General features: G+C 72.0%; 23 protein-coding genes, 4 tRNA genes and 3 pseudogenes. 15 read left to right on the top strand and 15 right to left on the bottom strand.

Annotation, left to right across the window (positions count from 1 at the left end; translation table 11 throughout):
• Positions 1-49 precede the first annotated feature (49 nt).
• The 5 genes and pseudogenes from FIV43_RS23990 to FIV43_RS23975 all read left to right on the top strand — a co-directional run.
• Positions 50-625, top strand: a pseudogene (locus FIV43_RS23990) (sulfatase-like hydrolase/transferase); the annotation flags it as partial.
• A gap of 110 nt (positions 626-735) precedes the next feature.
• Positions 736-960 (top strand): annotated as a pseudogene (locus FIV43_RS23985) (sulfatase-like hydrolase/transferase); the annotation flags it as partial.
• A gap of 12 nt (positions 961-972) precedes the next feature.
• Positions 973-1,455, top strand: coding sequence for an alkaline phosphatase family protein (locus FIV43_RS22920; RefSeq protein WP_231123555.1), 483 nt, complete (start codon positions 973-975; stop codon positions 1,453-1,455).
• 24 nt (positions 1,456-1,479) lie between these two features.
• Positions 1,480-2,615, top strand: a pseudogene (locus FIV43_RS23980) (SulP family inorganic anion transporter); the annotation flags it as partial.
• Between the two features lie 99 nt (positions 2,616-2,714).
• A complete protein-coding gene (locus FIV43_RS23975) occupies positions 2,715-3,218 on the top strand; it encodes a sodium-independent anion transporter (protein WP_407938916.1) in 504 nt (167 codons plus the stop codon).
• A gap of 42 nt (positions 3,219-3,260) precedes the next feature.
• Here FIV43_RS23975 and FIV43_RS19795 read toward each other — a convergent pair whose 3' ends face one another.
• Entirely contained in the window at positions 3,261-4,379 is a 1,119-nt protein-coding gene (locus FIV43_RS19795; RefSeq protein ID WP_141015503.1) for an AI-2E family transporter, read from the bottom strand.
• A 312-nt stretch (positions 4,380-4,691) separates the two neighbouring features.
• Here FIV43_RS19795 and FIV43_RS19790 point away from each other — a divergent pair.
• Positions 4,692-4,764: transfer RNA gene (locus FIV43_RS19790), tRNA-Lys, on the top strand.
• Between the two features lie 25 nt (positions 4,765-4,789).
• Here the strand turns inward: FIV43_RS19790 and FIV43_RS19785 are convergent.
• Positions 4,790-5,197, bottom strand: coding sequence for a Fur family transcriptional regulator (locus tag FIV43_RS19785; protein ID WP_141015502.1), 408 nt, complete (start codon positions 5,195-5,197; stop codon positions 4,790-4,792).
• 94 nt (positions 5,198-5,291) lie between these two features.
• The gene (locus FIV43_RS19780; protein ID WP_141015501.1) at positions 5,292-5,822 is read right to left on the bottom strand and encodes a GNAT family N-acetyltransferase; all 531 of its coding nucleotides are present in this window, start codon (positions 5,820-5,822) and stop codon (positions 5,292-5,294) included.
• Positions 5,823-5,906: 84 nt separating this feature from the next.
• Here FIV43_RS19780 and FIV43_RS19775 point away from each other — a divergent pair, with 84 nt between their 5' ends.
• The gene (locus FIV43_RS19775) at positions 5,907-6,587 is read left to right on the top strand and encodes a PaaI family thioesterase (protein ID WP_141015500.1); all 681 of its coding nucleotides are present in this window, start codon (positions 5,907-5,909) and stop codon (positions 6,585-6,587) included.
• A gap of 71 nt (positions 6,588-6,658) precedes the next feature.
• Here FIV43_RS19775 and FIV43_RS19770 read toward each other — a convergent pair whose 3' ends face one another.
• On the bottom strand, positions 6,659-8,140 hold the full coding sequence (locus FIV43_RS19770; protein ID WP_141015499.1) for an NAD(P)/FAD-dependent oxidoreductase: 1,482 nt from the start codon (positions 8,138-8,140) through the stop codon (positions 6,659-6,661).
• A gap of 205 nt (positions 8,141-8,345) precedes the next feature.
• On the opposite strand from FIV43_RS19770, the gene FIV43_RS19765 reads away from it, so the two are divergent.
• Positions 8,346-9,170, top strand: a complete 825-nt coding sequence (locus tag FIV43_RS19765) for an alpha/beta fold hydrolase (protein WP_141015498.1) — start codon at positions 8,346-8,348, stop codon at positions 9,168-9,170.
• 133 nt (positions 9,171-9,303) lie between these two features.
• Positions 9,304-10,344, top strand: coding sequence for an ATP-binding protein (locus tag FIV43_RS19760; RefSeq protein ID WP_231123554.1), 1,041 nt, complete (start codon positions 9,304-9,306; stop codon positions 10,342-10,344).
• A gap of 63 nt (positions 10,345-10,407) precedes the next feature.
• Here the strand turns inward: FIV43_RS19760 and FIV43_RS19755 are convergent, their stop codons facing one another.
• The gene (locus FIV43_RS19755; protein ID WP_141015497.1) at positions 10,408-10,764 is read right to left on the bottom strand and encodes a metallopeptidase family protein; all 357 of its coding nucleotides are present in this window, start codon (positions 10,762-10,764) and stop codon (positions 10,408-10,410) included.
• A gap of 170 nt (positions 10,765-10,934) precedes the next feature.
• Between FIV43_RS19755 and FIV43_RS19750 the strand changes: the two genes are divergently transcribed.
• Positions 10,935-11,465, top strand: coding sequence for a fluoride efflux transporter FluC (locus tag FIV43_RS19750; protein ID WP_141015496.1), 531 nt, complete (start codon positions 10,935-10,937; stop codon positions 11,463-11,465).
• Positions 11,462-11,824, top strand: coding sequence for a fluoride efflux transporter CrcB (gene crcB, locus FIV43_RS19745; protein ID WP_141015495.1), 363 nt, complete (start codon positions 11,462-11,464; stop codon positions 11,822-11,824). Before FIV43_RS19750 ends, crcB begins: the two co-directional genes overlap by 4 nt.
• An 83-nt stretch (positions 11,825-11,907) precedes the next feature.
• On the opposite strand, the gene FIV43_RS19740 is transcribed toward crcB, so the two are convergent.
• Both FIV43_RS19740 and FIV43_RS19735 read right to left on the bottom strand, forming a co-directional pair.
• Positions 11,908-11,981: transfer RNA gene (locus tag FIV43_RS19740), tRNA-Asp, on the bottom strand.
• A gap of 129 nt (positions 11,982-12,110) precedes the next feature.
• Positions 12,111-12,183 (bottom strand) — tRNA-Glu (locus FIV43_RS19735).
• 179 nt (positions 12,184-12,362) lie between these two features.
• Between FIV43_RS19735 and FIV43_RS19730 the strand changes: the two genes are divergently transcribed.
• Positions 12,363-12,436, top strand: a tRNA-Phe gene (locus FIV43_RS19730).
• Positions 12,437-12,572: 136 nt separating this feature from the next.
• On the opposite strand, the gene FIV43_RS19725 is transcribed toward FIV43_RS19730, so the two are convergent.
• Complete coding sequence (locus FIV43_RS19725; RefSeq protein ID WP_141015494.1) at positions 12,573-14,231, bottom strand: AMP-binding protein; 1,659 nt, start codon at positions 14,229-14,231, stop codon at positions 12,573-12,575.
• A gap of 172 nt (positions 14,232-14,403) precedes the next feature.
• Complete coding sequence (locus FIV43_RS19720; RefSeq protein WP_181407603.1) at positions 14,404-15,258, bottom strand: DICT sensory domain-containing protein; 855 nt, start codon at positions 15,256-15,258, stop codon at positions 14,404-14,406.
• An 85-nt stretch (positions 15,259-15,343) separates the two neighbouring features.
• On the opposite strand from FIV43_RS19720, the gene FIV43_RS19715 reads away from it, so the two are divergent.
• Positions 15,344-15,679 carry a hypothetical protein gene (locus FIV43_RS19715; protein WP_141015492.1) on the top strand — a complete coding sequence of 112 codons (336 nt, stop codon included), beginning with the start codon at positions 15,344-15,346 and terminating at the stop codon, positions 15,677-15,679.
• 15 nt (positions 15,680-15,694) lie between these two features.
• Positions 15,695-17,800 carry an MMPL family transporter gene (locus FIV43_RS19710; RefSeq protein ID WP_141015491.1) on the top strand — a complete coding sequence of 702 codons (2,106 nt, stop codon included), beginning with the start codon at positions 15,695-15,697 and terminating at the stop codon, positions 17,798-17,800.
• Between the two features lie 198 nt (positions 17,801-17,998).
• On the opposite strand, the gene FIV43_RS19705 is transcribed toward FIV43_RS19710, so the two are convergent.
• Positions 17,999-18,400, bottom strand: coding sequence for an aminotransferase class I/II-fold pyridoxal phosphate-dependent enzyme (locus FIV43_RS19705; RefSeq protein ID WP_141015490.1), 402 nt, complete (start codon positions 18,398-18,400; stop codon positions 17,999-18,001).
• A 164-nt stretch (positions 18,401-18,564) separates the two neighbouring features.
• On the opposite strand from FIV43_RS19705, the gene FIV43_RS19700 reads away from it, so the two are divergent.
• On the top strand, positions 18,565-19,716 hold the full coding sequence (locus FIV43_RS19700) for a Glu/Leu/Phe/Val family dehydrogenase (RefSeq protein WP_231123553.1): 1,152 nt from the start codon (positions 18,565-18,567) through the stop codon (positions 19,714-19,716).
• Positions 19,717-19,834: 118 nt separating this feature from the next.
• Here the strand turns inward: FIV43_RS19700 and FIV43_RS19695 are convergent, their stop codons facing one another.
• The 5 genes from FIV43_RS19695 to FIV43_RS19675 form a co-directional block, all read right to left on the bottom strand.
• Positions 19,835-20,017 (bottom strand): DUF3073 domain-containing protein, encoded by a 183-nt coding sequence (locus tag FIV43_RS19695; protein ID WP_141015488.1) that lies wholly within the window; start codon positions 20,015-20,017, stop codon positions 19,835-19,837.
• Positions 20,018-20,174: 157 nt separating this feature from the next.
• Positions 20,175-21,251 carry a phosphoribosylformylglycinamidine cyclo-ligase gene (gene purM, locus FIV43_RS19690; protein ID WP_141015487.1) on the bottom strand — a complete coding sequence of 359 codons (1,077 nt, stop codon included), beginning with the start codon at positions 21,249-21,251 and terminating at the stop codon, positions 20,175-20,177.
• Between the two features lie 26 nt (positions 21,252-21,277).
• The gene (purF, locus tag FIV43_RS19685) at positions 21,278-22,738 is read right to left on the bottom strand and encodes an amidophosphoribosyltransferase (RefSeq protein WP_181407602.1); all 1,461 of its coding nucleotides are present in this window, start codon (positions 22,736-22,738) and stop codon (positions 21,278-21,280) included.
• A gap of 117 nt (positions 22,739-22,855) precedes the next feature.
• Complete coding sequence (locus tag FIV43_RS19680; RefSeq protein WP_141015485.1) at positions 22,856-23,695, bottom strand: hypothetical protein; 840 nt, start codon at positions 23,693-23,695, stop codon at positions 22,856-22,858.
• 255 nt (positions 23,696-23,950) lie between these two features.
• Positions 23,951-24,274 carry a hypothetical protein gene (locus FIV43_RS19675; protein WP_141015484.1) on the bottom strand — a complete coding sequence of 108 codons (324 nt, stop codon included), beginning with the start codon at positions 24,272-24,274 and terminating at the stop codon, positions 23,951-23,953.
• Positions 24,275-24,295: the final 21 nt, after the last annotated feature.

Raw genomic sequence — 24,295 nt, 5'->3', positions numbered from 1 at the left:
CAAACCCGACCAGTTCACCGCTGCCTCACCCCCACCGTCGGAGGTCGTCATGAGTCGTCCCAACCTGCTGTTCTTCCACGTCGACAACATCAGCACCGGCGACTTCGGCTGCTACGGCGGCGGGATCACCATCGGAGCCCAGACGCCCAACGTGGACCGGTTCGCGGCCGAGGGGCTCAAGCTCACCAGCTACAACGTCGAGGCGCAGTGCACCCCCACCCGATCCGCGCTGATGACCGGACGACACTCGGTGCGCACCGGTTGCACCTCGGTGATGCCCGGCAACGGGCTGGTCGCCTGGGAGGTCACCATCGCCCAGCTCCTCCAGGACGCCGGCTACCGCAACGCGATCCTCGGCAAGTGGCACTGCGGCAAGGAGGAGGGCCGCTACGCCACCGACCACGGTTTCGACTACTGGTACGGGATCGGCGACACCTGGGACGTCGCGATGTGGCCCGACGACAAGTTCTTCCAGCGCACGGACTTCGAGCCCGAGTACGTCCTGGAGTCCACCGGCCCCGGCCACCTCGAGCAGATCAAGGTGATCGACCGCGACGTGCGCCGCGACATCGACGTGGAGTTCATGGACAAGGCCGAGGCCTGGATGAGCGACGCGGTCGAAGCCGACGAGCCGTTCTTCGTGTACTTCAACCACTCCAACATGCACTTCCCCACCCTGCCCGGGCGGAGTTCGACGGCTCCTCCGACGGCGGCGCCGTGGCCGACTGCATCCAGATGGTCGATGCCGACTTCCAGCGCCTGCTCGACCACCTCGACCACCTCGGTGTCCGCGACAACACCATCGTGGTGTTCGCCGGCGACAACGGCCGCGACACCACCTTCCACGCCCCCAACAACCAGGGCTCCACCAGCGCCTGGCGCGGCGGCTACTTCTCGACCTACGAGGGCAACAACCGCACCGTCGGCCTCGCCCAGTGGCCCGGACACCTCCGCACCGGAGCATCCGACGAGATGTTCCACGTCGTCGACTGGTATCCCACACTGATGCAGCTGATGGGGCTCGCCGACCGCCTCCCCACCGACCGGGTCATCGACGGCATCGACCAGACCGACTTCCTCACCGGCGAGCAGGAGGAGTCCAACCGCGAACACTTCATGATGTTCTTCGACGAGCAGCTCGTCGGCATGCGCTACCGCAACTTCAAGGTGCTCACCCACATCGTCGAGAACGGCTACGCGCCGATCCAACAGCTCGCCACGCCCCACATCTACAACCTCACCGTCAACCCCGACGAGAACACCCCTACAACTTCTCCGAGGTCCATTCCTGGGTGCTCTACAAGGTCTTCATGCCGAAGGTCGGCGAGTTCCGCGCGTCCCTCGCGCACGACGCCGTGCCCAAGGGCGCGCCACTGGACTACAACCCCAAGAACAACTGACGCGAGTCGATGTCGAGGCTGGGGACGAGTGGGCCCGCGCCGCACGCGCCCGTGACGAACCACCGATGAGGAGCTGATCGTGGGCGGAGCGGACGCGGTCGAGAGTGGCAGCGGGCGCCGTACGCGTCACCTCCCGATCGTCGGGCAGCTGCGCGGCTATCGGAGGTCCTGGCTCACCGGCGACCTGGCGGCCGCGGTGACGGTGTGGGCGATCGTGGTGCCCGAGTCGATCGCCTACGCCACCATCGCCGGGATGCCCCCGGAGACCGGGCTGTACGCGGCGCTGCTGCCGCTGCTGGGCTACGCCCTGCTGGGCTCGTCGCGACGGGTCACCGTCGGACCGAGCGCCGCCGTGGCGGCGCTCTCGGCCGCCACCGTGGCCCCGCTCGCCGCCGCCGGCAGCGACGACTTCGTGGCACTGTCCGCGTTGCTGGCGATCGTGGTCGGCCTGGTGCTCCTGATCGCCGGCATCGCCCGTCTCGGGGTGATCGCCGACTTCCTGTCCGAGCCGGTGCTCAAGGGCTTCATCGTCGGCGTCGCGCTGACGATCGCGTTGAGCCAGGTGGGGAAGCTGTTCGGGATCGATGCCGAGGGTGAGGGCTTCTTCTCGGAGGCCTACGACCTGGTCAGCAAGCTGCCGGACCTGCACGTCACGACCCTGGTCGTCGGGTTGGGATGCCTGGCGCTGCTGTTCCTCCTCGAACGGTTCCTCCCCGGCTGCCGGCGGCGCTCGTGGTGGTGGTGCTCTCGATCCTGGCGGTGGACTGGTTCGACCTGGTCGACGCCGGGGTCGCGGTGGCCGGCGAGATCCCGTCCGGGCTGCCGGTGGCCGGGGTCCCCGGCTTCGACCTGGAGACCCTGGCCGCACTGGTGCCCGGCGCGATCGGGGTGGCGATCGTGGCCTACGGCGAGTCGATGGCGCTGTCCAAGACGTTCTCCTCCCGGCACGGCGAGTCGGTCGACGCCAACCAGGAGCTGGTCGCGCTCGGCGCCGGCAACGCTCTGGGCGGCCTGTTCGGTGCGTTCACCACGGAGGCCTCCAACTCGCGGTCGGCGGCCGCGGACACCGCCGGGCAGAAGACCCAGGTGTCCAGCCTGATGGTCCTGGGCCTGCTGGTGCTGACCCTGCTGTTCCTGACCGACCTGTTCACCAACCTCCCTGAGGCGGCACTCGGCGCGATCATCCTGCACGCCATCCTCGGACTGATCCGGTTCCGCCCGATCGCGGCGCTGCGGTCCCGCAACACCGTCGACTTCTGGGCCGCGGTCGCCACCCTGCTCGGGGTGCTGGTGCTGGACGTGCTCGCCGGGCTGATGGTCGGCGTGTTGGTCTCCCTCGGCGGCCTGATGTCGCGAGCCGTCAAGCCGACCATCGCCTGGCTCGGCCGCGAGCGTGAGACCGGCCTCTTCGCCGACCTGCACGAGGACGGGGTCGAGGCGATCGAGGGCGTCTCGATCGTCTACGTCAGCGACGAGCTCTTCTTCGCCAACGTCGGCACCCTTCGCGACGTGGTGATCGCGGAGGTCGACCGCAACGCCCCTCGCGCGGTGGTGCTCGACGCCGAGGCCGTCGGCGCGATCGACACGACCGCCGCCGACACCCTGCGCAAGCTCATCGGAGAGCTGGAGGACCGCGACGTGACCTTCGCGATCTCGCGCCTGATCCCGGAGGCCAGGCGCGCGTTGGCCTCCGCCGGCCTGGACCTGAGCAGCCACGAGTACGGCCGCACCGAGGACGCCGTCACCGAGCTCGGCTCCCCCTCACCGCGCGGCCCACGGCCGGGCGGTTCCGGACCGCAGCAGGACCACGAGGAGTAGTCCGCACTCGCTCCTTGCGACAGGTCCTGCGGCGTCGGTGGGTCAGAGGTCGGGGGCGGGGTCGGGCTCCGGCGCAGCGGCCCGCGCCTGCGGCCCGAAGAAGCCCGATGCCTTCAGCTCCCGCACCAGGTTGGTGCCGATGGCGACGGCCGGCGCGGCCAGGATCAGGCCGAGCAGTCCGGCGACCAGGCCCCCCGCCACCGTCGTGACGAGCACGATCACCGGGTGCATCTGCATGCTGGAGCCGATCAGGCGGGGCTCGAGAAGGTTCTCCAGCACCACGTTCATGAAGACGATCGCCAGGAGTGTCCACCCGGCCAGTGGGAGTCCGCCCTCGGAGAGCGCCATCACCACCGCGAAGGCGCCGCCGAGCAGGGCACCCAGATACGGGATGAACGCACCGACGAAGTTCACGATGCCGATCGTGGCGGGGAACGGCACCCCCAGCAGAGCGGTGGCGAGGAAGGCGAACACCCCTTGCACGGTGGCGAGCAGGCTCCGGCCGCGGGCGTTCGCACGGAGGGCGTAGGCCGCTTGGGCGAGCATCCGCGACACCTGCTCCGAGCTGCCGCCCGACCGTCGCCCGAACCCCCGCTGCAGCAGCGCGCGTCCGTCCTTGAGCAGGTAGTAGAGCAGCACCAGACTCAGCAGGTACGCCGAGATGGTGCCGGCCGCGGAACCGACCAGGTCGCCGACTCCGCCGGCCATTCCGGAGAGGGCAGCGGCCCCGATACCGCCCACGTCGAGGTCCAGGTCCTCCAACCAGCCGTCCGTGGCGGAGTCGGGCAGATCCACCTGGAGCTGACCGAGCGCCGAGTTCACGGTCTGCTGCAGCTCATCGGCCCGGTCGACGACACCGCGCACCACCAGCGCCACCGCCGCCACCCCGATCGAGACGACCAGTGCGGTGACGATCAGGGACCCCGGCCCGCGAGCCACACGGTGGCGCTCCAGCCAGTCAACGAGGGGCGCGAAGATGACCGCGGCCACGACGGCGATCAGCAGCGGCACGACGAGATCCTGCAGGGCGACGAGCGCCCCGACGATGATCCCCGCGGCGACGACGATGCCGATGAAGGCCCACGACTGCCTGCCCAGACGTTCGACCCAGCCCGGAACACGAGCGGCACCCCGTGGCTGCGCCGGCCCCGGCGAGCTCATCGCCGCCCCCGTCGTGACGCCGGCCGTGCGGAGCGTGGCGGACCGGCGTACCCACCAGGGTGGCGCGTCGGGTCGTCGTACCTCACGCTGGTCAGCATCTCATCGCGCAGGTGCGGTGGAGACGCGTCGCTCGAAGTTCTCGACCACCCCACCCAGCCATACCTGACCTGGTCGGGCACTCGCACGACGGTCGGCGGTGACACCACCCTGGCCGAGGGACGACCCCTGCGCCACCGATAAGGTGGGCATCGTCGGATCGGCCCAGTTCGAACACCCGGGTGTTGTACCGAGGTTTCCACCGACCGACGTCCCGGGCCCCTAGCTCAATTGGCAGAGCTGAGGACTTTTAATCCTTAGGTTGTGGGTTCGAGTCCCACGGGGCCTACCGATCCGACTGACCGGCGCGGGTGTCACCGCCGGCAGTCGGCGCAGAGCCCGAAGAGCTCCAGGGTGTGGCTGACCTCGGCGAAGTCGTGCTCGGCGGCGACGCTTCGCGCCCATTTCTCGACGGCCGGCGCGGTCAGCTCGACGGTGCGGCCGCACTCGCGACAGACCAGGTGGTGGTGGTGCTCCGGCGAGCAACGCCGATACGTGGCCTCGCCCGCCTCGCTCTGCAGCACATCGACCTCGCCGGACTCCACCATCGCCTGCAGAGTCCGGTAGACGGTGGCCAGACCGACCTTCTCGCCGGCGTGGCGCAGTACGTCGTGGATCTCCTGCGCGCTCTGGAAGTCGTCGGTGCGCTCGAGGGTGTCGGTGATCGCACGCCGCTGCCGGGTCGGGCGCAGCGGCGCAGGGCGCTCGTCGGTCGACGCCACGACGTACCTCCTCGGCTCTCGACGCCCGCGCGGGCGGTGCGGAGCCCAACCTACCGCCGGGCCGGGTGCGAGCTTGATGCCGACCCGTCTGCGATCAGGGGATGGCGATCCAGTACCGCCGCCGGTCGCCGCGGATGTCCTCGAGCTCGCCACCGTTGATCTCGATCGTCCGCCGGGACGCGGCGTTGTCCAGGTCGCAGGTGACCAGGACCCGGTCGATGCCCAGCCCCGGCGCGTCGAGCAGGGCGAGTCGCAGCGCGGCGGCGGCGTGGCCCCGCCGACGGGCCGAGGGCCGGACGCCGTACCCGATGTGGCCGCCCTGGTCGAGCAGGAAGTCGTTGAGGGTGTGCCGGAAGTTGAGGAACCCGACGAGCTCGTCGTCGGCTCCCCCGTCGCCGGCCGCGATCCAGTAGTACGTCGACGGCACCCGCGCGCCGTCGGGCGTCCCCGGGGCGGTCTGCGTCGTCATCGCCACGAACGCGACGCACCCGTCCTGGGTCGGGACCGGGTCGCCGTCGAGGAACCAGTGACCGGAACCGTGCATCTCGTCGGTGCCGCCGAAGTCCTCGATCATCGCCGTCCACTGCCGCCATCGCCGGACATCGGGGCTCACCAACGCAGTCATGGCCCCATCCCACCAAGTGCGTGGCGGTTCCGGCGACCGGATATCGGCGCAGCGGCGGTCTAGAACGTGTTCTACAGTGCGGGGATGACGCATTTCCGGGCCGAGGACGCGACCGAGGAGGAGATCGCCCGGGAGGCGGCCCTCTACGCACCCTTCACCGACGCGGTCCGCCAACTGGCCGACGCCACCTTGCGGACGACCGTGGACGAGGACGAGATCCGCGCCGTCCAGGCCGAGATCGAGGCGCTGACCGCCCGGCTGCGGGCCGCCCGGATCCCCGGCTCGTACGGCGTCCGCTACCGACCCAGCGGAGGCGGACGAGCCTGGGGCAACGCCGTGGTCGGCCTGCGCAACCCGATCGCTCCCCCGGTGGTCACCTCCGTCGGCGACGACGGTCGCGTGACCACCGAGTTCCACCTCGGCGCGGTCTACGAGGGGCCACCCGGCCTGGTCCACGGCGGCGTCGTCTCGCTGGTGCTGGACCAGCTCCTGGGCCAGGCCGCGGGCGCCGGCGGACGCCCCGGGATGACCGGCACGCTCACCATCGTCTACCGCCAGGGCACGCCGCTCGGACCGCTGCGCGGCGAGGCCTGGATCGACCGCACCGAGGGGATCAAGACCTGGGCGAAGGGGAGGCTGCTCGGACCCGACGGCGTCACGGCCGAGGCCGAGGGAGTCTTCATCCTGCCGAAGTGGGCACGGGCGATGCTCGCCGCCGACGACCCCGAGACGCCGGTGCTACCGGACCGCTCCTACTTCCAGTAACGCCCTCACCGACCGCGAGAGCCCCGCCCGGCGTTGCCGGACGGGGCTCCCCTGGCGCCGGAGGGGAAAGGTCAGTTGACCTTGACCCCGCGCAGGTTGTCGTCGGAGAGGTGGGCCTGCTCGGCTGCCTGCGCCTCCAGCTCGGCACGGCGCCGCTCGGCGTCGTACACACCCGGCTCGGAGACCAGGGAGGTGGCGCCGCGATCGAGTCTCTTCAGTGCCGCCCGGGCGAAGATCTGCTGCTCGGTCGAGGTCCGCTCCGAGCGGCCGCGACCGATGAAGGAGACGAACCAGCGCAGCACCGCGGTGACCCGGTTCTTGAAGCCGGTCAGGTAGAAGAGGTGGACGATCAGCCACATCAGCCAGGCCAGCACACCGGTGAGTCGGAGCTTGCCGACCATCGCCACCGCGCGGAACCGGCTGACGATCGCCATCGAGCCCTTGTCGAAGTACTGGAACGGCGGCTGCGGAGCCTTGCCGTCGATGCGGCCCTGGATCTCCTTGGCCGCATACTTCGCGCCCTGGACGGCGACCTGGGCGACGCCGGGGAGGTTGTCCAGCGAGATCATGTCGCCGACCACGAACACCTCGGGGTGACCGGGTAGCGTCAGGTCGGGGTTGACCCCGATCCGGCCGGCGCGGTCCAGCGGGGCCCCGGTCTGCTCGGCGAGCTGCTTGCCCAGCGGGTTGGCCTGCACACCGGCGGCCCACACCTTGGTGACCGCGTCGATCTGCTGCTCGGAGCCGTCCTTGTACTTCAGCACCAGGCCGCGCTCGTCGACGTCGGTGACCATCGCACCGAGCATCACCTCGACACCGAGGTCCTCGAGCTTCTTCTTGGTCCAACCACCGAGCTTCTGGCCGAACGGCGGCAGCACCTGCGGCGCGGCGTCGACCAGGATCACCCGGGCGTGCTTGGAGTTGATCGCCCGGAAGTCCTTCTTCAGGGTGCGGTGCGCGAGCTCCGCGATCTGACCGGCCATCTCCACGCCGGTCGGTCCGGCGCCGACGACCACGAAGGTCAGCAGGTGGTCGACGCTCTCACCGCGGGAGGCGCCGAGCTCGGCCATCTCGAAGGCGCCGAAGATCCGGCCGCGCAGCTCGAGGGCGTCGTCGATGCTCTTCATGCCGGGGGCGAACTCGGCGAAGTGGTCGTTGCCGAAGTAGGACTGGCCGGCGCCGGCCGCCACGATCAGCGAGTCGTACGGCGTGACCAGCTCGCGGCCGAGGACGTGCGAGGTGACCGTGCGCTTGTCGAGGTCGACGGTGGTGACCTCACCGAGCAGGACCTGGGCGTTCTTCTGGCCGGCGAGCACCTCACGGGTCGGCGGCGCGATCTCGCCCTCGGAGAGGATGCCGGTGGCGACCTGGTAGAGGAGCGGCTGGAACAGGTGGTGGGTCGTCTTCGCGATCATCGTCACGTCGGCGTCGGCGTGAGCCAAGGACTTGGTCCCGAAGAGACCTCCGAAGCCGGAGCCGATCACCACCACCTGGTGTCGGTCCGATCGGCGCACCAGACCGCGGTCGGTTCCGGTGGCTTCCTCTGCTGCCATGTGACTGCCTCCTGAGGCATCGGGACGACGTGGGAGGCCGTGGAGGTGACCCGACCCGCCCATGTTCCCGAGGTTCGGTTGTCTCGCGTGATCATTCTCCCAACTGGGGCCGCCGACCGCTAATCAGGGCCGCCGTCTGATGAGTCACAGCCCGTGCGCCCCGCAGGGTCGTGGGGGTGTCGGAGGCCGCTGCGACGATCTCCCGATGAGCACCGACCTGTCCCGCACGCTGAGGTGGCGCGGTCGCCGCGTGGCCTGGGACCGAATCGGTCAGGGGCCGCCGGTGGTGCTGCTGCACGGCACGCCGTGGTCCTCGGCGCTGTGGCGACCGATCGCTGAGGCCCTCGCCCGCCGGTTCACCGTGCACCTGTGGGACATGCCCGGCTACGGGGCGTCGTCGAAGGACCCGTCCCACGACGTCGACCTCGGCGTGCAGGGCGAGCTCTTCGCCCACCTGCTCCGGGAGTGGCGGCTGGACCGGCCCCTCGTCGTCGCCCACGACATCGGCGGCGCGGTCGCGCTGCGCGCGCGACTCCTGCACGATGCCCGGTTCAGCGCCCTGTGCCTGGTCGACGTGGTCGCCCTGTCGCCGTGGGGATCGCCGTACTTCCGGCTGGTCCAGCAGCACGCCGACGTCTTCGCGCAGCTGCCCGGCCCGGTGCACCGCGGTGCGGTCGAGGCCTACGTCGCCGGCGCGTCCCATCGGGGCCTGCGGCCCGAGGAGCTCGCGATGCTGGTCACCCCGTGGACCGGGACCGAGGGACAGCCGGCCTTCTACCGCCAGATCGCGCAGGCCGACGAGTCCTTCACCGACGAGGTCGAGCCGCGGTACGGCGCGCTCACCGAGCCGGTCCACATCGTCTGGGGTGCCGAGGACCGGTGGATCCCGGTGGACCGGGCAACGCGGCTCCAGGCAGCGGTCCCGCACGCCACGGTGACCGTGATCGAGGGAGCCGGTCACCTGATCCAACTGGATGCACCGGAGGCGCTGACGGCCGAGCTGACCCGCTGGACGGCGGTCCACGGGTGAGCCTCCGCGGCCCGCCGAGGATCCGCGGCGGGTGCTCCGCGAGGTCGGACGGGCACTCCCGCAGGTCGGTCGAGAACTACCCAATTCGTGCGGTTTGACCAACGGTGCCCAGGGGTAGACCGCACGAGACCGCTTGTCCTACGTCCCGGGCCACCGGCCCGGGCACCCGATCAGCAGTGGGGGTTCCGCGACGTTGCCCACCCGGCAGGCACTGGATCTGGAGTCCGGCCCACGCAGCGTGCAGGAAGCACGGCGTTGGGTCACTTCGACGTGCCAGCAGCTGGGCCGCGGCGACCTCAGCGAGAGCGCCGAGCTGGCGATCTCCGAGCTGGTCACCAACGCCGTGCTGCACGGCGTGCCGCCGATCCGGCTCCAGCTGCGCGGCACACCCGAGCACCCGCGGTTCGAGGTGCACGACCACTCCACGGTCGCGCCTCAGCCCGACAAGCCCGGCGACGGTCTCGACTTCGGCAGCCTGGACCTGGACTCGATCGACGACTTCGACGAGGACCAGCTGGGCTCGATCCTGACCGTGGGGCGCGGTCTCGACATCGTTGCCCGCTCGTCGGTCAGCTGGGGGGCCGACATCGAGGAGGACGGCAAGGCGGTCTGGTTCGAGCCGGCGCCGGACATGGACGAGGAGTCGGGAGCCGAGTTCCAGCTGACCCACGCCGTCCCGCCATTGGCCGACAACTACACCCGGGTCGGTCAGATCGCGGTCCAGGTGAACGGGGTCCCGGTCGAGGCCTTCACCCGGTTCCACCGCCACTTCCGCGACCTGCGCCGCGAGATCCGGCTGCTCGCCCTCGCTCACGAGGACGACTACCCGTTGGCGAAGGTGCTCTCCGAGCACTTCGACGCGCTGGAGGCCCCGCTGCGGCTCAACATGGGCCGCGAACAGGTCGACGAGGCGCGGGCCGCCGGCAGGACCCACCTCGACCTGCGGCTGCGGATGGCGCCGGAGGTCGCGCGCCAGATCGGCGGCCTGATCGACCTGCTCGACGCCTCCGACGAGTTCAGCCGCGCCAACCGGCTGCTGACCGCCGCCCGGGTCCCCGAGCAGCGGTCGTTCCAGATCTGGTTCCTCGGCGAGTTCCGGCGTCAGGCCGCAGGCGCTCCGCCCGTCCGCTGGGGCGGCACGCCGGGCACCGCGGCCTCCTCGGCTGCGCGCTGATCGCGCCCGGACCAGCGCGCAGACCGGGCTCTCCGCGGAGACCGGCTCTGCGTGGAGCTCGGCTCAACCCCAGCCCAACGCGTGCAGCTTCTCCTCGTCGATCCCGAAGTGGTGCGCCACCTCGTGCACCACGGTGATCCGGATCTCCTCGGCGAGATCCTCCTCGTCGTCGCACATGTCCAGCAACGGCCCGCGGAAGAGGAAGATCCGGTCCGGCAGGTTCATCGTCAGCTGGGAGTCACGCTCGGTGAGCGCCACGCCGTCATAGAGGCCGAGCAGGTCGTCGGGCTCCCCCGGCGGCGGCGCCTCCTCCACCAGGACCACCACGTTGCGCACCAATCGGGCGAGCTCGTCGGGGATCTCGTCGAGCGCGCCCTCGACGAGCTCGTCGAACCGCTCTGGAGTGACATCAACCGGCACGCGTCTCATTGTGCCGGGGCGGCGGCTGGCGTCGTACCGGACCGGGCGTGGCTACACTCGGTCGCGATGGCGGTGGGGCTCGCCGACAACCGCGCCGAGGCGCCAACAGTCCCTACCTTCGCCCGGCCGCGTCGGCAGTCGGGCCGACGAGGTAGGAGGAACGTGTCCGGATGAGCCACGACCCGGCGGCGGGCGACCGCGCCCGCCACGACCTGCACGACCTACCCCTCGACCCCGACGTCGAGCCCCGCGCGGCCCTCGCCGGCGTACGACGGCTGCGCTCCGAGGTGGACCTGCTCGGGCTGATCGCCGTCGGTGGCGCGGTCGGCGCCACCGGTCGCTGGGCCCTCGGCGAGGCGTGGGGCAGCACGGACCTGCCCTGGCCCGTGCTGGTCGCCAACACGGCGGGATGTCTCGCCCTCGGCGTGCTGATGGCGCTGCTGCTCGCGCTGGCCCCCGCAGGCTCGCGCAGCGCACAGCGGGTGCGGGCGCTGGTCGGCGTCGGGATGCTCGGTGGGTTCACCACCTTCTCCACCGCGATGCTCGACATCCACCGACTGCTCGCCGACGGGCGACAGCCCGCCGCAATGGCGGTCGCCGTGCTCGGTCTGCTGGCGGCCCTGGCCGCGGTGCTGATCGGCCTGCACGGCGCACGGTGGGCGGTACGGGTGCTCGGGGTGACGGATCGGGAGGGGCGATGACCTGGTGGTGGGTCGCGCTGGGCGGCGCCGTGGGCGCACCGCTGCGCTACGCCGTCGACGTCCTGCTGACCGGGTCACGGACCGGCCCCGGCTTCCCGCGCGGGACCTTCGCGACCAACCTGGGCGGCTCGTTCCTGCTCGGGCTGCTGATCGGCGCGACCCCGTCGGCCACGCTCGCCGCACTCCTCGGTACGGGGTTCTGCGGGGCGCTGACGACGTACTCGACGTTCGGCTTCGAGACCGTCCGGCTGGCCGAGGAGGGGCGCTGGCGCCTCGCGGCGTCGTACGTCGTCGCGTCGCTGGTGGCGGGTCTGGCGGCGGTGAGCGCGGGCTGGTGGCTCGGCGGCCTCGCCACGTGATCGACGACACCGCGACGCGCGACCGTCCGGCCACCGGAAATGCACGAAGGCCCTCCCATTCCTGGGAGGGCCTTCGCTGTCTGCGACCCCGACGGGACTCGAACCCGCGGCCTCCGCCGTGACAGGGCGGCGCGCTAACCAACTGCGCTACGGGGCCTGGTGCCTTCGTTGTGAAGCGGGTGGAACTCTAACCCACTCCTCCCTGCGGCTCCCAATCGGGGCGATCACCACCCCGATCGGATCGTGCTGCGCGAGGTCCCGGCCGAGACCGGACCCTCCTGCTGCGCACCCCCGACCGGATTCGAACCGGCGCTACCGCCGTGAAAGGGCGGGGTCCTGGGCCGCTAGACGACGGGGGCCCACCGCGGCGGACCGCGGCGGGTGTCAGCATAGTGCGCGTGCCTGGCGGGCGGCTCATCGACGGCCGCAGTCCGGCCAGCCGACGCCCGGCGGCGAGCGGGCCACGGGCGTGACCGCGGCGAAACGGGACGCCGCTTTCGTGACCGGGACGGGTCTCGGGTAAGGTTTGCGATCGCTTGGGCAGGTAGCTCAGTTGGTACGAGCGTCCGCCTGAAAAGTGGAAGGTCGGCGGTTCGACCCCGCCCCTGCCCACAAGCACCGAAGCCCCCGACGGGTCACCGTCGGGGGCTTCGTTCGTCGGGGCCGGTGTGGTTGGCGCGCCCCATTCGGAATGGTCGGGATCCGGGGCGGATCCGAGCCAATTCGCATGGGGCCCGCCGACACCCCCTCAGCGGTCCAGCAGCGCGTCCCGCCCGTGCTCGGCATAGGTGGCCAGCAGCCGGCCCCGATCCGCGTCGGTGAGCTCGCGGTAGCCGGTCCCGTCCCGCAGCAGGATGCGGTCGTCGGTGCGCTGCCAGCCCTCGCGCCGCAGCCGTGGCTTGTCCACCTTGCGAGTGGCGGTCACCGGCATCTCGTCGGTGACGCGGACGAAGAGCGGCCGCCACTTGGTGCCGAGGTCGGGCTGGGCGTCCAGGAACTCCGCGAAGCTCTCGCCGGTGAGCTCTGCCCCCTCGTCGAGCTCCAGGGTCGCGGTCACCGCGTCGCCGGTCACCGGGTCGGGCAGCGCGTAGACCGCGACCACCCGAGCCCCCGGGTAGCGCGCGAGGAGTCGTTCGATCGGGGCCGTCGCCAGGTTCTCCGAGTCCACCCGCATCCAGTCGGCGGTGCGACCCGCGAACCAGAAGTAGCCCTCCGCGTCGCGGTAGCCGAGGTCACCGGTGTGGTACGCCGCGCCGCGAACCCGCTCGGCGGTCGCCTCCGGGTTCTTGTAGTACCCCTCGAAGCGCGCGGCGCCGGCGCGGTTGACGATCTCCCCGATCGCCGCCTCGGCGTTCGCGACACGGCCCTCGGCGTCGTACTCGGCCGGCGGGCACTCGTGGCCGGACTCGTCGAGGATGACGACGTCGTGACCGACCTGCGGGAGTCCGAGCGATCCCTCGGGCGCCCCCTCCCCGACGATCAGGTAGCAGCCGCCCTCGCTCTGCCCGTAGCTCTCGAAGACCGGTGCCTTGAAGCGTCGCAGGAACTCGGCGCGGTCGTGGGCCGAGGCCTCGGTGCCGAAGCCGAACCTCAGTCGGGTCTCCCCCTCGCCCGGCTGCTCGGGCTGGGCCAGCACGTAGGCCAGCGACCGGCCGACGTAGTTGAAGAAGGTCGCGCCGAACCGTTGCACGTCGGGCAGGAAGCCCGAGGCGGAGAACGAGCGCCGCATCGCGTACGCCGCTCCGCTGGCCAGGCAGGACGCCCAGGCGGCCATCAGGGCGTTGCCGTGGAACAGCGGCATCGCGTTGTAGGCGACGTCGTCGGCGGTGAGCCCCATCGTGTTGTACGACGCGATCAGCGCCAGCCGACCAGTGGAGCACTTGACCGCCTTCGGGGCGCCGGTCGAGCCGCTGGTGAAGGTCAGCAGCAGCAGAGTGCCGGGGTCGAGGTCCCCCGTCCCGGGGTCGCCCTGGGCGGGCAGGGTGTCGATCCAGGCGTCGGTCCCGAACACGCACTCGGTGTCGAGGCCGAGGTCCGTGGCGGGGTCGAGGTCGTCCAGCAGGTCGGCGTACCGGTCGTCGACGATCAGCAGGTCGAGGTCGACCCGGCTGATGTCGCCGGCGAGCTCCTGGCCGCGGCGGGTGGGGTTGATGCCGACCACCGCCACCCCGGCGAGCGCGGCACCGCCGATGCAGAACAGGTACTCCGGCGTGTTCTCCATCAGGACTCCGACGTGGAAACGGTCGGCCTCCCCGCGCAACTCGCGGAAGCGGTCCGCGCGGCGCGCGGACTCGGCGAGGAACTCCCGCCACGTCCAACGCCGGTCCTCGAACATCAGGGCGTCGCGCTCCGCGGTCTCCGGCGAGGAGGCGAGACCCAGCAACAGCTCAGCAACGGTGGCAGCCATGGCACCATCCAACCGGCCCGGCGAACGTGGCGCAGGTCACCTTCTCGTTGGGTAGGACCCCGGCCACGGCGCGGATCGCACCACCCGACGGGCCCCAAACCCCAACTCGACGGGCCCCAACCCCCAACTCGACGGGCCCCAACCCCCAACTCGACGGGCCCCAACCCCCAACTCAACGGGAGCGGCGGTCGGTGTAGGCGACGACGCGGGCGAAGAGGGCCGTGCTGGCGTGCAGATCGGGGGGCGCGGGGAGGTCGGTGGGCGCGGGGTCGCCGCTCGGCGGACCACCGGTGCCCGCTGCCGCCGCCACCTCCTCGCAGACCCGGGCGGCCTCCACCGCATCGGCCGGCTCCAGGCTCCATGCCGCCTCGAACTCGCGGGCGGCGTCGGGCACGCCGCGCTGGCCGGGGAGCTCCCAGGCGGTGAGCACGGCCGGGAACCCGTCGGCCACGCAGACGATCGCCCACTCCCGCCGCAGCGGCGCTCCGGCGGCGAGGGCGACCTCGGCGGGCGCGGCGGTGGTGTCGGTGACGTCGAAGTCGGCGAAGACCGTCGCCGACCGGGCGCCGGCGGCCAGCTCGTCCCACCGCGGGCGGGAGAGGTCGTAGAACCGCTCGCGCTGGAAGGCGCCGTACAACAGCGGCGCGTGGGCCTGGGCGCAGAACTCGTCCTCGATCGCCCAGGACATCGCGACCAGGGTGGACTTGCTCAGCCGGTGGGTCGGCAGGGCCGGGTGGAGCCGTCGCAGGCGTGCGTAGATCGACGGCGGCGCCCCGGCCGCGGCGCGGGCGGTGTCCGCGATCGCCGCGTCCAGCCGCGCCCCGGCGTCGCGGCGCCGGGCGACCTGGCGGACCAGGTCCACGTCACTCTCCGCGTAGCGCCGGTGCCCGCTGGGCAACCTGGTCGCCGCCGGGAAGCCGTGTCGCTGCTCCCACACCCGCAGCGTCGCGACCGCGACCCCGGTGCGTTCGGCGAGGTCTCCGATCGACAGCGGAGGCGCCTCGGCGGACGGGCCTGGTGGTGTCACACGAGAACCATACCTCAAACGCGTTGTTGAGGTTTACCACTACGCTATGTTTAGATTTCATTCGTCCCCTCGACCAGGAGGTCCCGTGACCACCGCCCCACCCGCAGCGGCCCTCCCCCGAGCCGCCGAGGAGTCCGATCCGGACACGGTGCTGCGGGGCCTCCTGCTCCGCGCGGGCGGCGGCGATGGCGCCGCCGCTGCCCGCGCGTACGACGCCACCGCACCCGCCGCGTGGCGACTCGCCCTCGCGCTCAGTGGCGGCGAGCAGGCCGCGCGCGACCTGCTGCTCGCGAGCTATCGCGCCGCCTGGGCCCGGGCGACCGAGGAGCTCGGCGGGCACGCCACCCGGCTGCGGCCACTGCCGTGGCTGCTGCGTGTCGTGCAGGAGACAGCCCGGCCGACCACCGTCGACGCTGCCTGAGGCATGCTCAGCCCCATGCTCGCAGAGAAGGTGATCGCCTCCCGCCGCTGGGCGTGGCTCGTCGCACTGGTGCCGCTCCTCGTCGCCGGGGTGCTGATGGGGACCCTCGGCGAGGCCGAGCGCGACCCCGGGCCCACCGACTCGCTGCCTCGCGGACTCGACAGCACCCTCGGCGTGGAGCTGCGCGAGGAGCTGCCCGACGCCGATGCCTCCACCGCGGTCGTGGTGTTCGAGACCGCCGACGGCGAGTCCGGCATCGCCGACCAGCAGCGCGCGCTCGAGCAGACCGCCGCGGACCTCGGCGCGGTGCCGGTCGGCGCGGGCGGTGAGCAGGGCGGCGGGCAGGGCGGACCCCCGTCGCGGCTGCTGGTCGCCGAGGACGGCACCGCGGCGCTGGCCGTGGTCCCCGTGGACGGCGGCACCGCGACGGAGGTCGCCGACCAGGTCACCGAGCTGCGCGACACGGTCGACGATGCCGTGCCCTCCGGGATCGAGGCGTCCGTGACCGGCCCCGCTGCGGTCCAGGCCGACCTGGCCGAGGTGTTCTCCGGCGCCGACCTCCGGTTGCTCGGAGCGACCGCGACGGTGGTGGCCCTGCTGCTCGTGATCACCTACCGCTCGCCGGTGCTGTGGATCGTGCCGCTGCTGGTGGTCGGGGTGGCCGACCGCTTCGCCGCGGTCGCGGCCACCCAGACCCTGGCCGCCCTCGACCTGGCCTGGGACGAGTCGACGGTCGGCATCCTCTCGGTCCTCGTGTTCGGCGCCGGGACCGACTACGCCCTGCTGCTGATCTCGCGCTACCGCGACGAGCTCGCCCGGACGCCCTCACGCCACGCGGCGATGGCACGGGCGCTGCGCCGGACCGCGGAGGCGGTGCTGTCCAGCAGTGTGACGGTCGTGGTCGGCGTGCTCACGCTCGCGCTCAGCCTCACCCCGACCACCCGCGGACTGGGCGTGGCGTGCGCGGTCGGCATCGTGATCGCCGCCTTCTTCGCCCTGGTGGCGCTGCCCGCGGCACTCGTGCTCTTCGGCCGTTGGGTCTTCTGGCCGCGGGTCCCGCACGTCGACAGCGCGCCGGAGCAGGAGCAGGACGGGACGACGTCGGCCGCCGACGCCCGCCTCGAGCGCACCCTGTGGCACCGGCTCGGCGTCCGGGTGGCGGGACGACCGGCACTCTTCGTCATCGGCACCACGGTGGTGCTGCTGGCGCTGGCCAGCAACGTCCTCAGGATCGACACCGGCCTCGACATCGAGGACCAGTTCCTCGACGAGCCCGAGGCGATCACCGCCGCCGCCCGGATCGATGACTCCTTCCCGGCCGGCACGGCGTCGCCGACCCAGGTGGTGGCACGCGCCACCACCGACGAGGTGATCGGCGCCGTGCAGGGGGTCGACGGGGTCGCCTCCGCCCGGCCCTCGGCCGAGGGCAGCGGCGTCAGCGAGGTCTCCCTCGTGCTCGACGCCGCACCGGGCACGGACCAGGCCGCCGACGCGATCGAGAACGTCCGCGACGCCGTCGCCGACCTCGACGACGCCCACGTGACCGGCCAGGAGGCCGAGGCGATCGACGAGGCGGAGGCCGCCGCCCGGGACCGGTTGGTGATCTTCCCGCTGATCCTGCTGCTGGTGCTCCTCGCGCTCGGCGGCCTGCTGCGCTCCGTGGTGGCGCCGATCCTCCTGGTGGCCACGGTGGTCGCGACCTACGCCGCCAGCCTCGGCGCGTCGTGGTGGATCTTCACCTCCGTCTTCGACTTCGGCGCGCTCGACTCGGGCGCACCACTGCTGTCGTTCCTCTTCCTGGTCGCGCTCGGCGTCGACTACAACATCTTCCTGCTCACCCGCGCCGGGGAGGAGCTGCGCGACCACGACCCGCGCACCGCGATGCTGCGAGCGCTCTCGGCGACCGGTGGCGTGATCACCAGCGCCGGGGTGCTGCTCGCCGCGGTGTTCCTGGTGCTCGGCGTGCTGCCGCTGGTGGTGCTCGCCCAGCTCGGTGTGATCGTCTGCATCGGAGTCCTCCTGGACACCCTGGTGGTGCGGACCGTCCTGGTGCCCGCGCTGGCGTTCGTCCTCGGCGAGCGGTTCTGGTGGCCGCGCCGGGTCGTGCGTGACGCAAGTTAAAGAAAGGGCGTTCTGCCGCGGGTCGGGCGCCGAACCGGCATCATCGTCGTCGTCTGCGCCGGCGACCCGAGACGCCCGTGGACCCTCGGCGCCCGCGATACCACCCCACACGTGTCGCGGGCGCCCCCCTCACCTCCGCACCGGCGGCGGTACGACGGCGCCGAACCGCTGACGCCGCCGACCAGCCCACCGAGCCGGTCAGCCCACCTGACCGGTGAGCTCGGTCAGGGCGCCGGCGAGGCGCCGTACCCCGGTGGCGAGGTCGGCCTCCGACGCTGCGGCGACATAGCTCAGCCGCAGGTGCGCGGTGCCTCCCGAGGCCTGGTAGTTGCGGCCGGGAGTGACCGCGACCCCGCGGCGCAGGGCCGCGGCGACGGCGGCCTCCTCGGCGACGCCCGGCGGCAGCGGCAACCAGGCGTGGTAGCCGCCATGGGCGATGCCGGCGCGGGCGACGGCGTCGGGGACGTGCTCGCGCAGCGCCTCCACCAGGGCCTGGCGTCGCCGGGCCAGGGCCACCCTCAGCTCCCGCAACGCGCGTGGCCACCCCGGCCCGTCCACCACCTCCAGCGCGGTGCGCTGCAGCAGCGTCGGCACCAACATCGTGTCCACGGTGTGCGTGGCGCGCAGACCCACGGGCGGGAGTGCGACCGTCGGGGTGGCATCGTCCTAGAGTGGAGCCGTACGTGGTCCGCATCACCCCCGCGGACCGTTCGTCACCCGCCACACCACCCCCGTGGCCCGAAGAAAGCGACATCACCATGTCAGTGAGCCAACCGTCCCGCAGCGCCTCCACTCCGGCGTCCGCACGCCCCTCGCCCGCCGACTCCACCGACGTCTTCGACCACGGTGTCGAGCACGAGCAGGTGGTCTTCGCCCAGGACCCCGCCAGCGGCCTGCGCGCGATCATCGCGGTCCACTCCACGGCGCTGGGGCCGGCCCTCGGCGGCACCCGCTTCTACCCCTACGCCTCCACCGCGGACGCGCTGCGCGACGTGCTCGCGCTCTCCCGCGGGATGACCTACAAGGCGGCGGTGGCCGGCCTCGACCTCGGCGGCGGCAAGGCCGTCATCATCGGCGACCCCACCGCGGACAAGTCCGAGGCACTGCTGCGCGCCTACGGCCGGTTCGTCGAGTCACTCGCGGGGCGCTACTACACCGCCTGCGACGTGGGCACCTACAGCCCGGACATGGATCTCATCGGCCGCGAGACCGGCTACGTCACCGGTCGCACGGCGGCCGTCGGCGGTGCGGGCGACAGCTCGGTGCTGACGGCGTACGGCGTCTTCTGCGGGATGCGCGCCGCCGCCGAGCACGCGTGGGGTGACGCCGACCCCGCCGCCGTGCTGGACGGCCGCACGGTGGGAGTGGCCGGGGTCGGGAAGGTCGGACGGCACCTGGTCGGCCACCTGACCCAGGCCGGCGCCGAGGTGGTGGTCACCGACGTCGCCCAGGGCGCGCTGGACCGGGTGCGCGAGGAGTACCCGCGGGTGCGCGTGGTCGGCTCCACCGACGAGCTGGTCGCCACCGAGCTCGACGTCTACGCGCCGTGCGCGCTCGGCGGCGCGCTCACCGACGAGGTGGTCGCCACGCTCAGCGCCCGCGTCGTCTGCGGCGCGGCCAACAACCAGCTCGCCCACGACGGGGTCGACAAGCTGGTCGAGGAGGCGGGCATCGTCTACGCCCCCGACTTCGTGGTCAACGCCGGCGGCCTGATCCAGGTCGACGACGAGCGCGAGGGCGCGCACGGATTCGACTTCGAGCGCGCGCGGGCCCGCACGGCCGGCATCTACGACACCACGCGCGCCGTCCTGGAACGAGCGGCGAGCGACGACGTGCCGTCCGCGGTGGCTGCGGACCGGCTCGCCGAGCAGCGGATCCGCGACGTGGGTCGCCTCCGCGGCATCTGGCTCGGCTGACCGCGCGGGTCAGCGGGCAGCACGACCGCCGGGGTCGCCGGTACTGCGGGAGACATCCGCAGCGCCGGTGACACCGGCGTTCAGTTCAGCGCGTCAGTACTGACGCGTCGAACAACGGTCAGTCGCGACGGTCGGCGTAATCCGACCATTCGTCATCGACCTCGTCGACGACCTGCTCGGTCGACTCACCCGAGTCTCCGTGCAACTCGCGAGCGAGTGCATCGAAGTCTGTCTCGTGAGAGCGATACTTCAGGTCGCGTGCGACCTTCGTCTGCTTGGCTTTCGCTCGGCCGCGGCCCATAGGGTCCAGCCCCCTCGCACACTTGGCCGGGTACCCCTGGGGCCCCGGACTGCTGATTCAGAGTCTCGTAGGGGCAACGCTACCTGTTGGATGGGTGTTCCCGCACGTCAGGGTCACCCGTGGCGGACGTGTTGTGACACGACCCTCGGTGAAGCGGTCACCAGCCGGGGTGCTGGCCCACCATCTCCACGGTGCCGGCCTGCTCCGGGTCGGTCCGCACGTCGCCGATCACCCACGACTCGACACCGAAGGCGTCCAGCCGGGTGAGCACCGCGTCCACGTCGGAGGGCGCGACGATCGCGGTCATCCCGACGCCACAGTTCAGGGTGGCCTCGAGGTCGGGCTGGGAGACCTTGCCGACCTGGCGGACCACGTCGAAGATCGGGGCAGGGGTCCAGGTGGAGCGGTCCAGGGTCGCCTTCAGCTCGACCGGCATCACCCGGGCCAGGTTGGCGGCGAGCCCGCCGCCGGTGATGTGTGCCATCGCCCGGGTCTCGGTCTCGCGGGCGATCGCCAGGCCGGCCTTGGTGTAGATCCGGGTCGGCTCGAGCAGCTCCTCACCCAGGGTCCGGCCGAAGTCGTCCACGTGCCGGTCGACGGTCCAGCCGGCCTCGGTGAAGAAGACGTGGCGGGCCAGCGAGTAGCCGTTGGAGTGCAGGCCGCTGGCGGCCATCGCGACCACCACGTCGCCGGGTCGGACCCGGCCGGGACCCAGCAGGTCGTCGGCCTCGACCACGCCGGTGGTCGCGCCGGCGACGTCGTACTCGTCCGCGCCGAGGAGGCCGGGGTGCTCGGCGGTCTCCCCGCCGACCAGCGCGCAGCCGGCCTCGACGCAGGCCTCGGCGATGCCCTTCACGATCGCCGCGATCCGCTCCGGTACGACGCGCCCGGTGGCGATGTAGTCGGTCATGAACAGCGGCTCGGCACCGCAGACGACCAGGTCGTCGACGACCATGCCGACCAGGTCGAAACCGATCGTGTCGTGCTTGTCCATCATCTGCGCGACCGCGACCTTGGTGCCGGCACCGTCGGTGGAGGTGGCCAGCATCGGGCGCTTGTAGCGGGTCAGCGCCGAGGCGTCGAAGAGTCCGGCGAAGCCGCCGAGCCCACCGACCATCTCCGGGCGACGCGCCTTCTCCACCCAGGTCTTCATCAGGTCGACTGCGCGATCGGCGGCGGCGATGTCGACGCCGGCGCGGGCGTAGGCGGGCTGCGTCTGAGGGGCGTCGGCCACGGTCGGCTCCTGGCTGCGGGGGTCGGTCACGGGTTGTTGTAGACGGGCAGCGCGTCGCCACGCACCCGCGAGGCGAGGCTCGACTCGAGGAGGTTCTTGCCCAGCAGGCTCTCGTCCGGCAGCGGCACCGGGTAGTCGCCGGTGAAGCAGGCGGCGCAGAGCGCGTCGGCCGGCTGGCCGGTCGCCTCGATCATCCCCTCCAGCGAGATGTAGCCGAGGCTGTCGGCGCCGACGCTGTGCGCGATCTCGTCGACGTCGAGGCCGTTGGCGATCAGCTCGGCCCGGGTGGCGAAGTCGATGCCGTAGAAGCAGGGCCATTTCACCGGCGGCGAGGAGATCCGCACGTGCACCTCGGCGGCGCCGGCCTCCCGGAGCATCCGGATCTGCGCGCGCTGGGTGTTGCCGCGCACGATCGAGTCGTCGACGACGACGATCCGCCGGCCGCGGATCATGTGCTCGAGTGCGTTCAGCTTGAGTCGGATGCCGAGCTGGCGCAGCGTCTGGCTGGGCTGGATGAAGGTGCGGCCGACGTAGGCGTTCTTCACGAAGCCCTGACCGAACGGGATGCCGGACTCCAGCGCGTAGCCGGAGGCGGCCGGCGTACCGGACTCGGGGACGGGGATCACCAGGTCGGCCTCGACCGGGAACTCGCGGGCCAGCTGGCGGCCCATCTCGACCCGCGCCTCGTGCACCGGCCGCTGGGCGATGGTGGCGTCCGGGCGGGCCAGGTAGACGTACTCGAAGACGCAGCCCTTGCGCTGCGGCTCGGCGAACTTGTGCGAGCGCAGGCCGTCGGAGTCGATCACGATCAGCTCGCCCGGCTCGATCTCGCGGACCAGGCTGGCGCCGATGGTGGCCAGGGCGGCGTCCTCGCTGGCCACGACCCAGCCCCGCTCGAGCCGTCCGAGCACCAGTGGACGGATGCCCTCGGGGTCGCGGGCGGCGTAGAGGGTCTCCTCGTTCATCCAGACGAAGGAGAAGGCGCCACGCACGTGCGGCAGCACCTCGAGGGCGCGCTGCTCGAGGGAGAGGTCCGGGTGGTGCGCGAGCAGCGCGGTGACCAGGCTGGTGTCGTTGGTGGACGCCTCGAGGTTGCGTGCGTGGATGTCGAGCTCGTCGTCGTCGCTGGGCAGGTCGGCGACCATCTGCGCGAGCTCGTGGGTGTTGACCAGGTTGCCGTTGTGGCCGAGCGCGATCGAGCCGTGGCCCGTCGGCCGGAAGGTCGGCTGGGCGTTCTGCCAGGTGCTCGACCCGGTGGTGGAGTAGCGGCAGTGGCCGACCGCGAGGTGGCCGGCGAACGACTCGAGAGTGTTCTCGTCGAAGACCTGGGAGACCAGCCCCATGTCCTTGTAGACCAGGATCTGCCGGCCGTTGCTGACCGAGATGCCGGCCGACTCCTGACCGCGGTGCTGTAGCGCGTACAGCCCGAAGTAGGTCAGCTTGGCGACGTCCTCACCAGGGGCCCAGACTCCGAACACACCGCACACACGTCCAGCGTAGCGGCGCGGGCGGTGCGGCGCTGATTCCGCGCCGGTGCGAGACGGCCCACGTCCGCGGCGTCGTTTCCCTGGAAGATCGTCGGGCAGGATCGCGGCGTGCCTTCCTCATCGGCCTCCGCCCTGCTCATCGGTCTGCTCGGCAGCGCGCTCGTGCTGTCCGCCTGCACCGGTCAGGCGGACCCCGACACCGCTCCCCCGGAGCTCGCCACGCTGGAACCGGCCTGGACGTCCACCGCGGTGCCGGAGGCGGAGCGCGCGTGGCAGGTCGGGGAGGATCTCGTGGTCGCCGCCGGACGGCGCCTGGCGGCCCTGGACGGCTCGACCGGGGAGACCCGCTGGAGCCTGCGGCTCCCCGCCGAGCCGTGCGCGTGGCCCGAGGGACCCAACGACGACGGTGTGCTGGCGGTGGCTCTGCTCGAGGACTCGTCCACACCACGCTGTCGCCAGGTCGCCGCGGTGGACCTCGTCGCCGGTGACGTCCGCTGGGCACGCGTCCTGTCGCACCCGATCGCCTTCCCCAGCGCGGAGTACGACGAGATCGGCGCGGGTGAGCGCGTCGTCGGGGTCGTCGACGGCACGTTCGAGGTGGTGGCGCGCCTGGATGTCCGGACCGGGCGGGTGCTGTCGGTCCGGGACGAGGACGACGTTCGGATCACCGTCGCCGGCGATCACCTGGCCCGCGTCGACGCGCCGCTCGGCACCGCGCAACAGGTCGTGGTGCAGGAGCTCGACACCGGCGACCCGGTGGCCCGGTACGACGCCGGCACCACCTACCGCGCCCGGGTCAGGGTCGCCGACCCGCTGGTCGCAATCTCCGAGCGGGACTACGCCGAGGACCTGCGGGTCGGCGCCGACGGCACCGTCACCGGCCGTGGTCCCGGCCCCTACGTCGCGGTCGTGGACGGGCTGCTGGTCTCCGACCCCGGGGGCGACCTGTTCGTCCACGACACGGGCACGGGCGAGGAGGTGCTGGCTGCGCCGCTGGGGCTGCAGGCCCGGGTGGTCGGCGTGCGGGAAGAGGCGGCGATCGTGACCAGTGTGGCGCCGTACTGGCTCGGGACGACGGACCGGGTGGTGGAGCGGGTCGGGCTCCGCGATGCTGAGGACCGGGAGGCGCTGGGCGCCATCACCGGCTCCTCCCTCGCGCTGGTCGGCGACACGCTGGTCACGGTCGCGGGCGACGGCCTGCGCGGCTATCGGCTACCGGACGAGGGTCCGTCCGTGGCGGCGTTCGACGACGCCGTGGCTTGGACCCAGGACGACCTGCGGCCCACCGCTGCCTTCGACGCCTGCACGGCCGTCAGCGATCGAACGCTCACCGAGCTGGGTCTGTCGCCGGACCAGGCGATCGACGGTTCGTGCCAGTGGGGTGGCGAGGACCTGGTGCGGATCACGACCGACACCCTCGCGCCCGACGGCGACCGGTCCGCCGAGCAGGTCGCCGCCGACCGGGTCTCCTACCTCTCCTCCGACACCGAGGAACTGCCGGAGGTCGGCGATGAGGCATACGTCGACGCCGACCACGACGGCGCCACGGTGACCGTG

Origin of the sequence: Nocardioides sambongensis (genome assembly GCF_006494815.1) — a bacterium.
Lineage (GTDB): Bacteria > Actinomycetota > Actinomycetes > Propionibacteriales > Nocardioidaceae > Nocardioides > Nocardioides sambongensis.
This window is presented reverse-complemented; position numbering and strand designations above follow the sequence as displayed.

Bases quoted from the DNA above. Each gene is read 5' to 3' on its own strand.
- FIV43_RS19750 (WP_141015496.1), top strand. From the start codon at position 10,935: ATGAGCCACGACCCGGCGGCGGGCGACCGCGCCCGCCACGACCTGCAC.
- FIV43_RS19710 (WP_141015491.1), top strand. From the start codon at position 15,695: ATGCTCGCAGAGAAGGTGATCGCCTCCCGCCGCTGGGCGTGGCTCGTC.
- FIV43_RS19775 (WP_141015500.1), top strand. From the start codon at position 5,907: ATGACGCATTTCCGGGCCGAGGACGCGACCGAGGAGGAGATCGCCCGG.
- FIV43_RS19695 (WP_141015488.1), bottom strand. From the start codon at position 20,017: ATGGGCCGCGGCCGAGCGAAAGCCAAGCAGACGAAGGTCGCACGCGAC.
- crcB (WP_141015495.1), top strand. From the start codon at position 11,462: ATGACCTGGTGGTGGGTCGCGCTGGGCGGCGCCGTGGGCGCACCGCTG.
- FIV43_RS19795 (WP_141015503.1), bottom strand. From the start codon at position 4,379: ATGAGCTCGCCGGGGCCGGCGCAGCCACGGGGTGCCGCTCGTGTTCCG.
- FIV43_RS22920 (WP_231123555.1), top strand. From the start codon at position 973: ATGTTCCACGTCGTCGACTGGTATCCCACACTGATGCAGCTGATGGGG.
- FIV43_RS19705 (WP_141015490.1), bottom strand. From the start codon at position 18,400: ATGTTGGTGCCGACGCTGCTGCAGCGCACCGCGCTGGAGGTGGTGGAC.
- FIV43_RS19725 (WP_141015494.1), bottom strand. From the start codon at position 14,231: ATGGCTGCCACCGTTGCTGAGCTGTTGCTGGGTCTCGCCTCCTCGCCG.
- FIV43_RS19770 (WP_141015499.1), bottom strand. From the start codon at position 8,140: ATGGCAGCAGAGGAAGCCACCGGAACCGACCGCGGTCTGGTGCGCCGA.
- FIV43_RS19765 (WP_141015498.1), top strand. From the start codon at position 8,346: ATGAGCACCGACCTGTCCCGCACGCTGAGGTGGCGCGGTCGCCGCGTG.
- FIV43_RS19780 (WP_141015501.1), bottom strand. From the start codon at position 5,822: ATGACTGCGTTGGTGAGCCCCGATGTCCGGCGATGGCGGCAGTGGACG.
- FIV43_RS23975 (WP_407938916.1), top strand. From the start codon at position 2,715: ATGGTCGGCGTGTTGGTCTCCCTCGGCGGCCTGATGTCGCGAGCCGTC.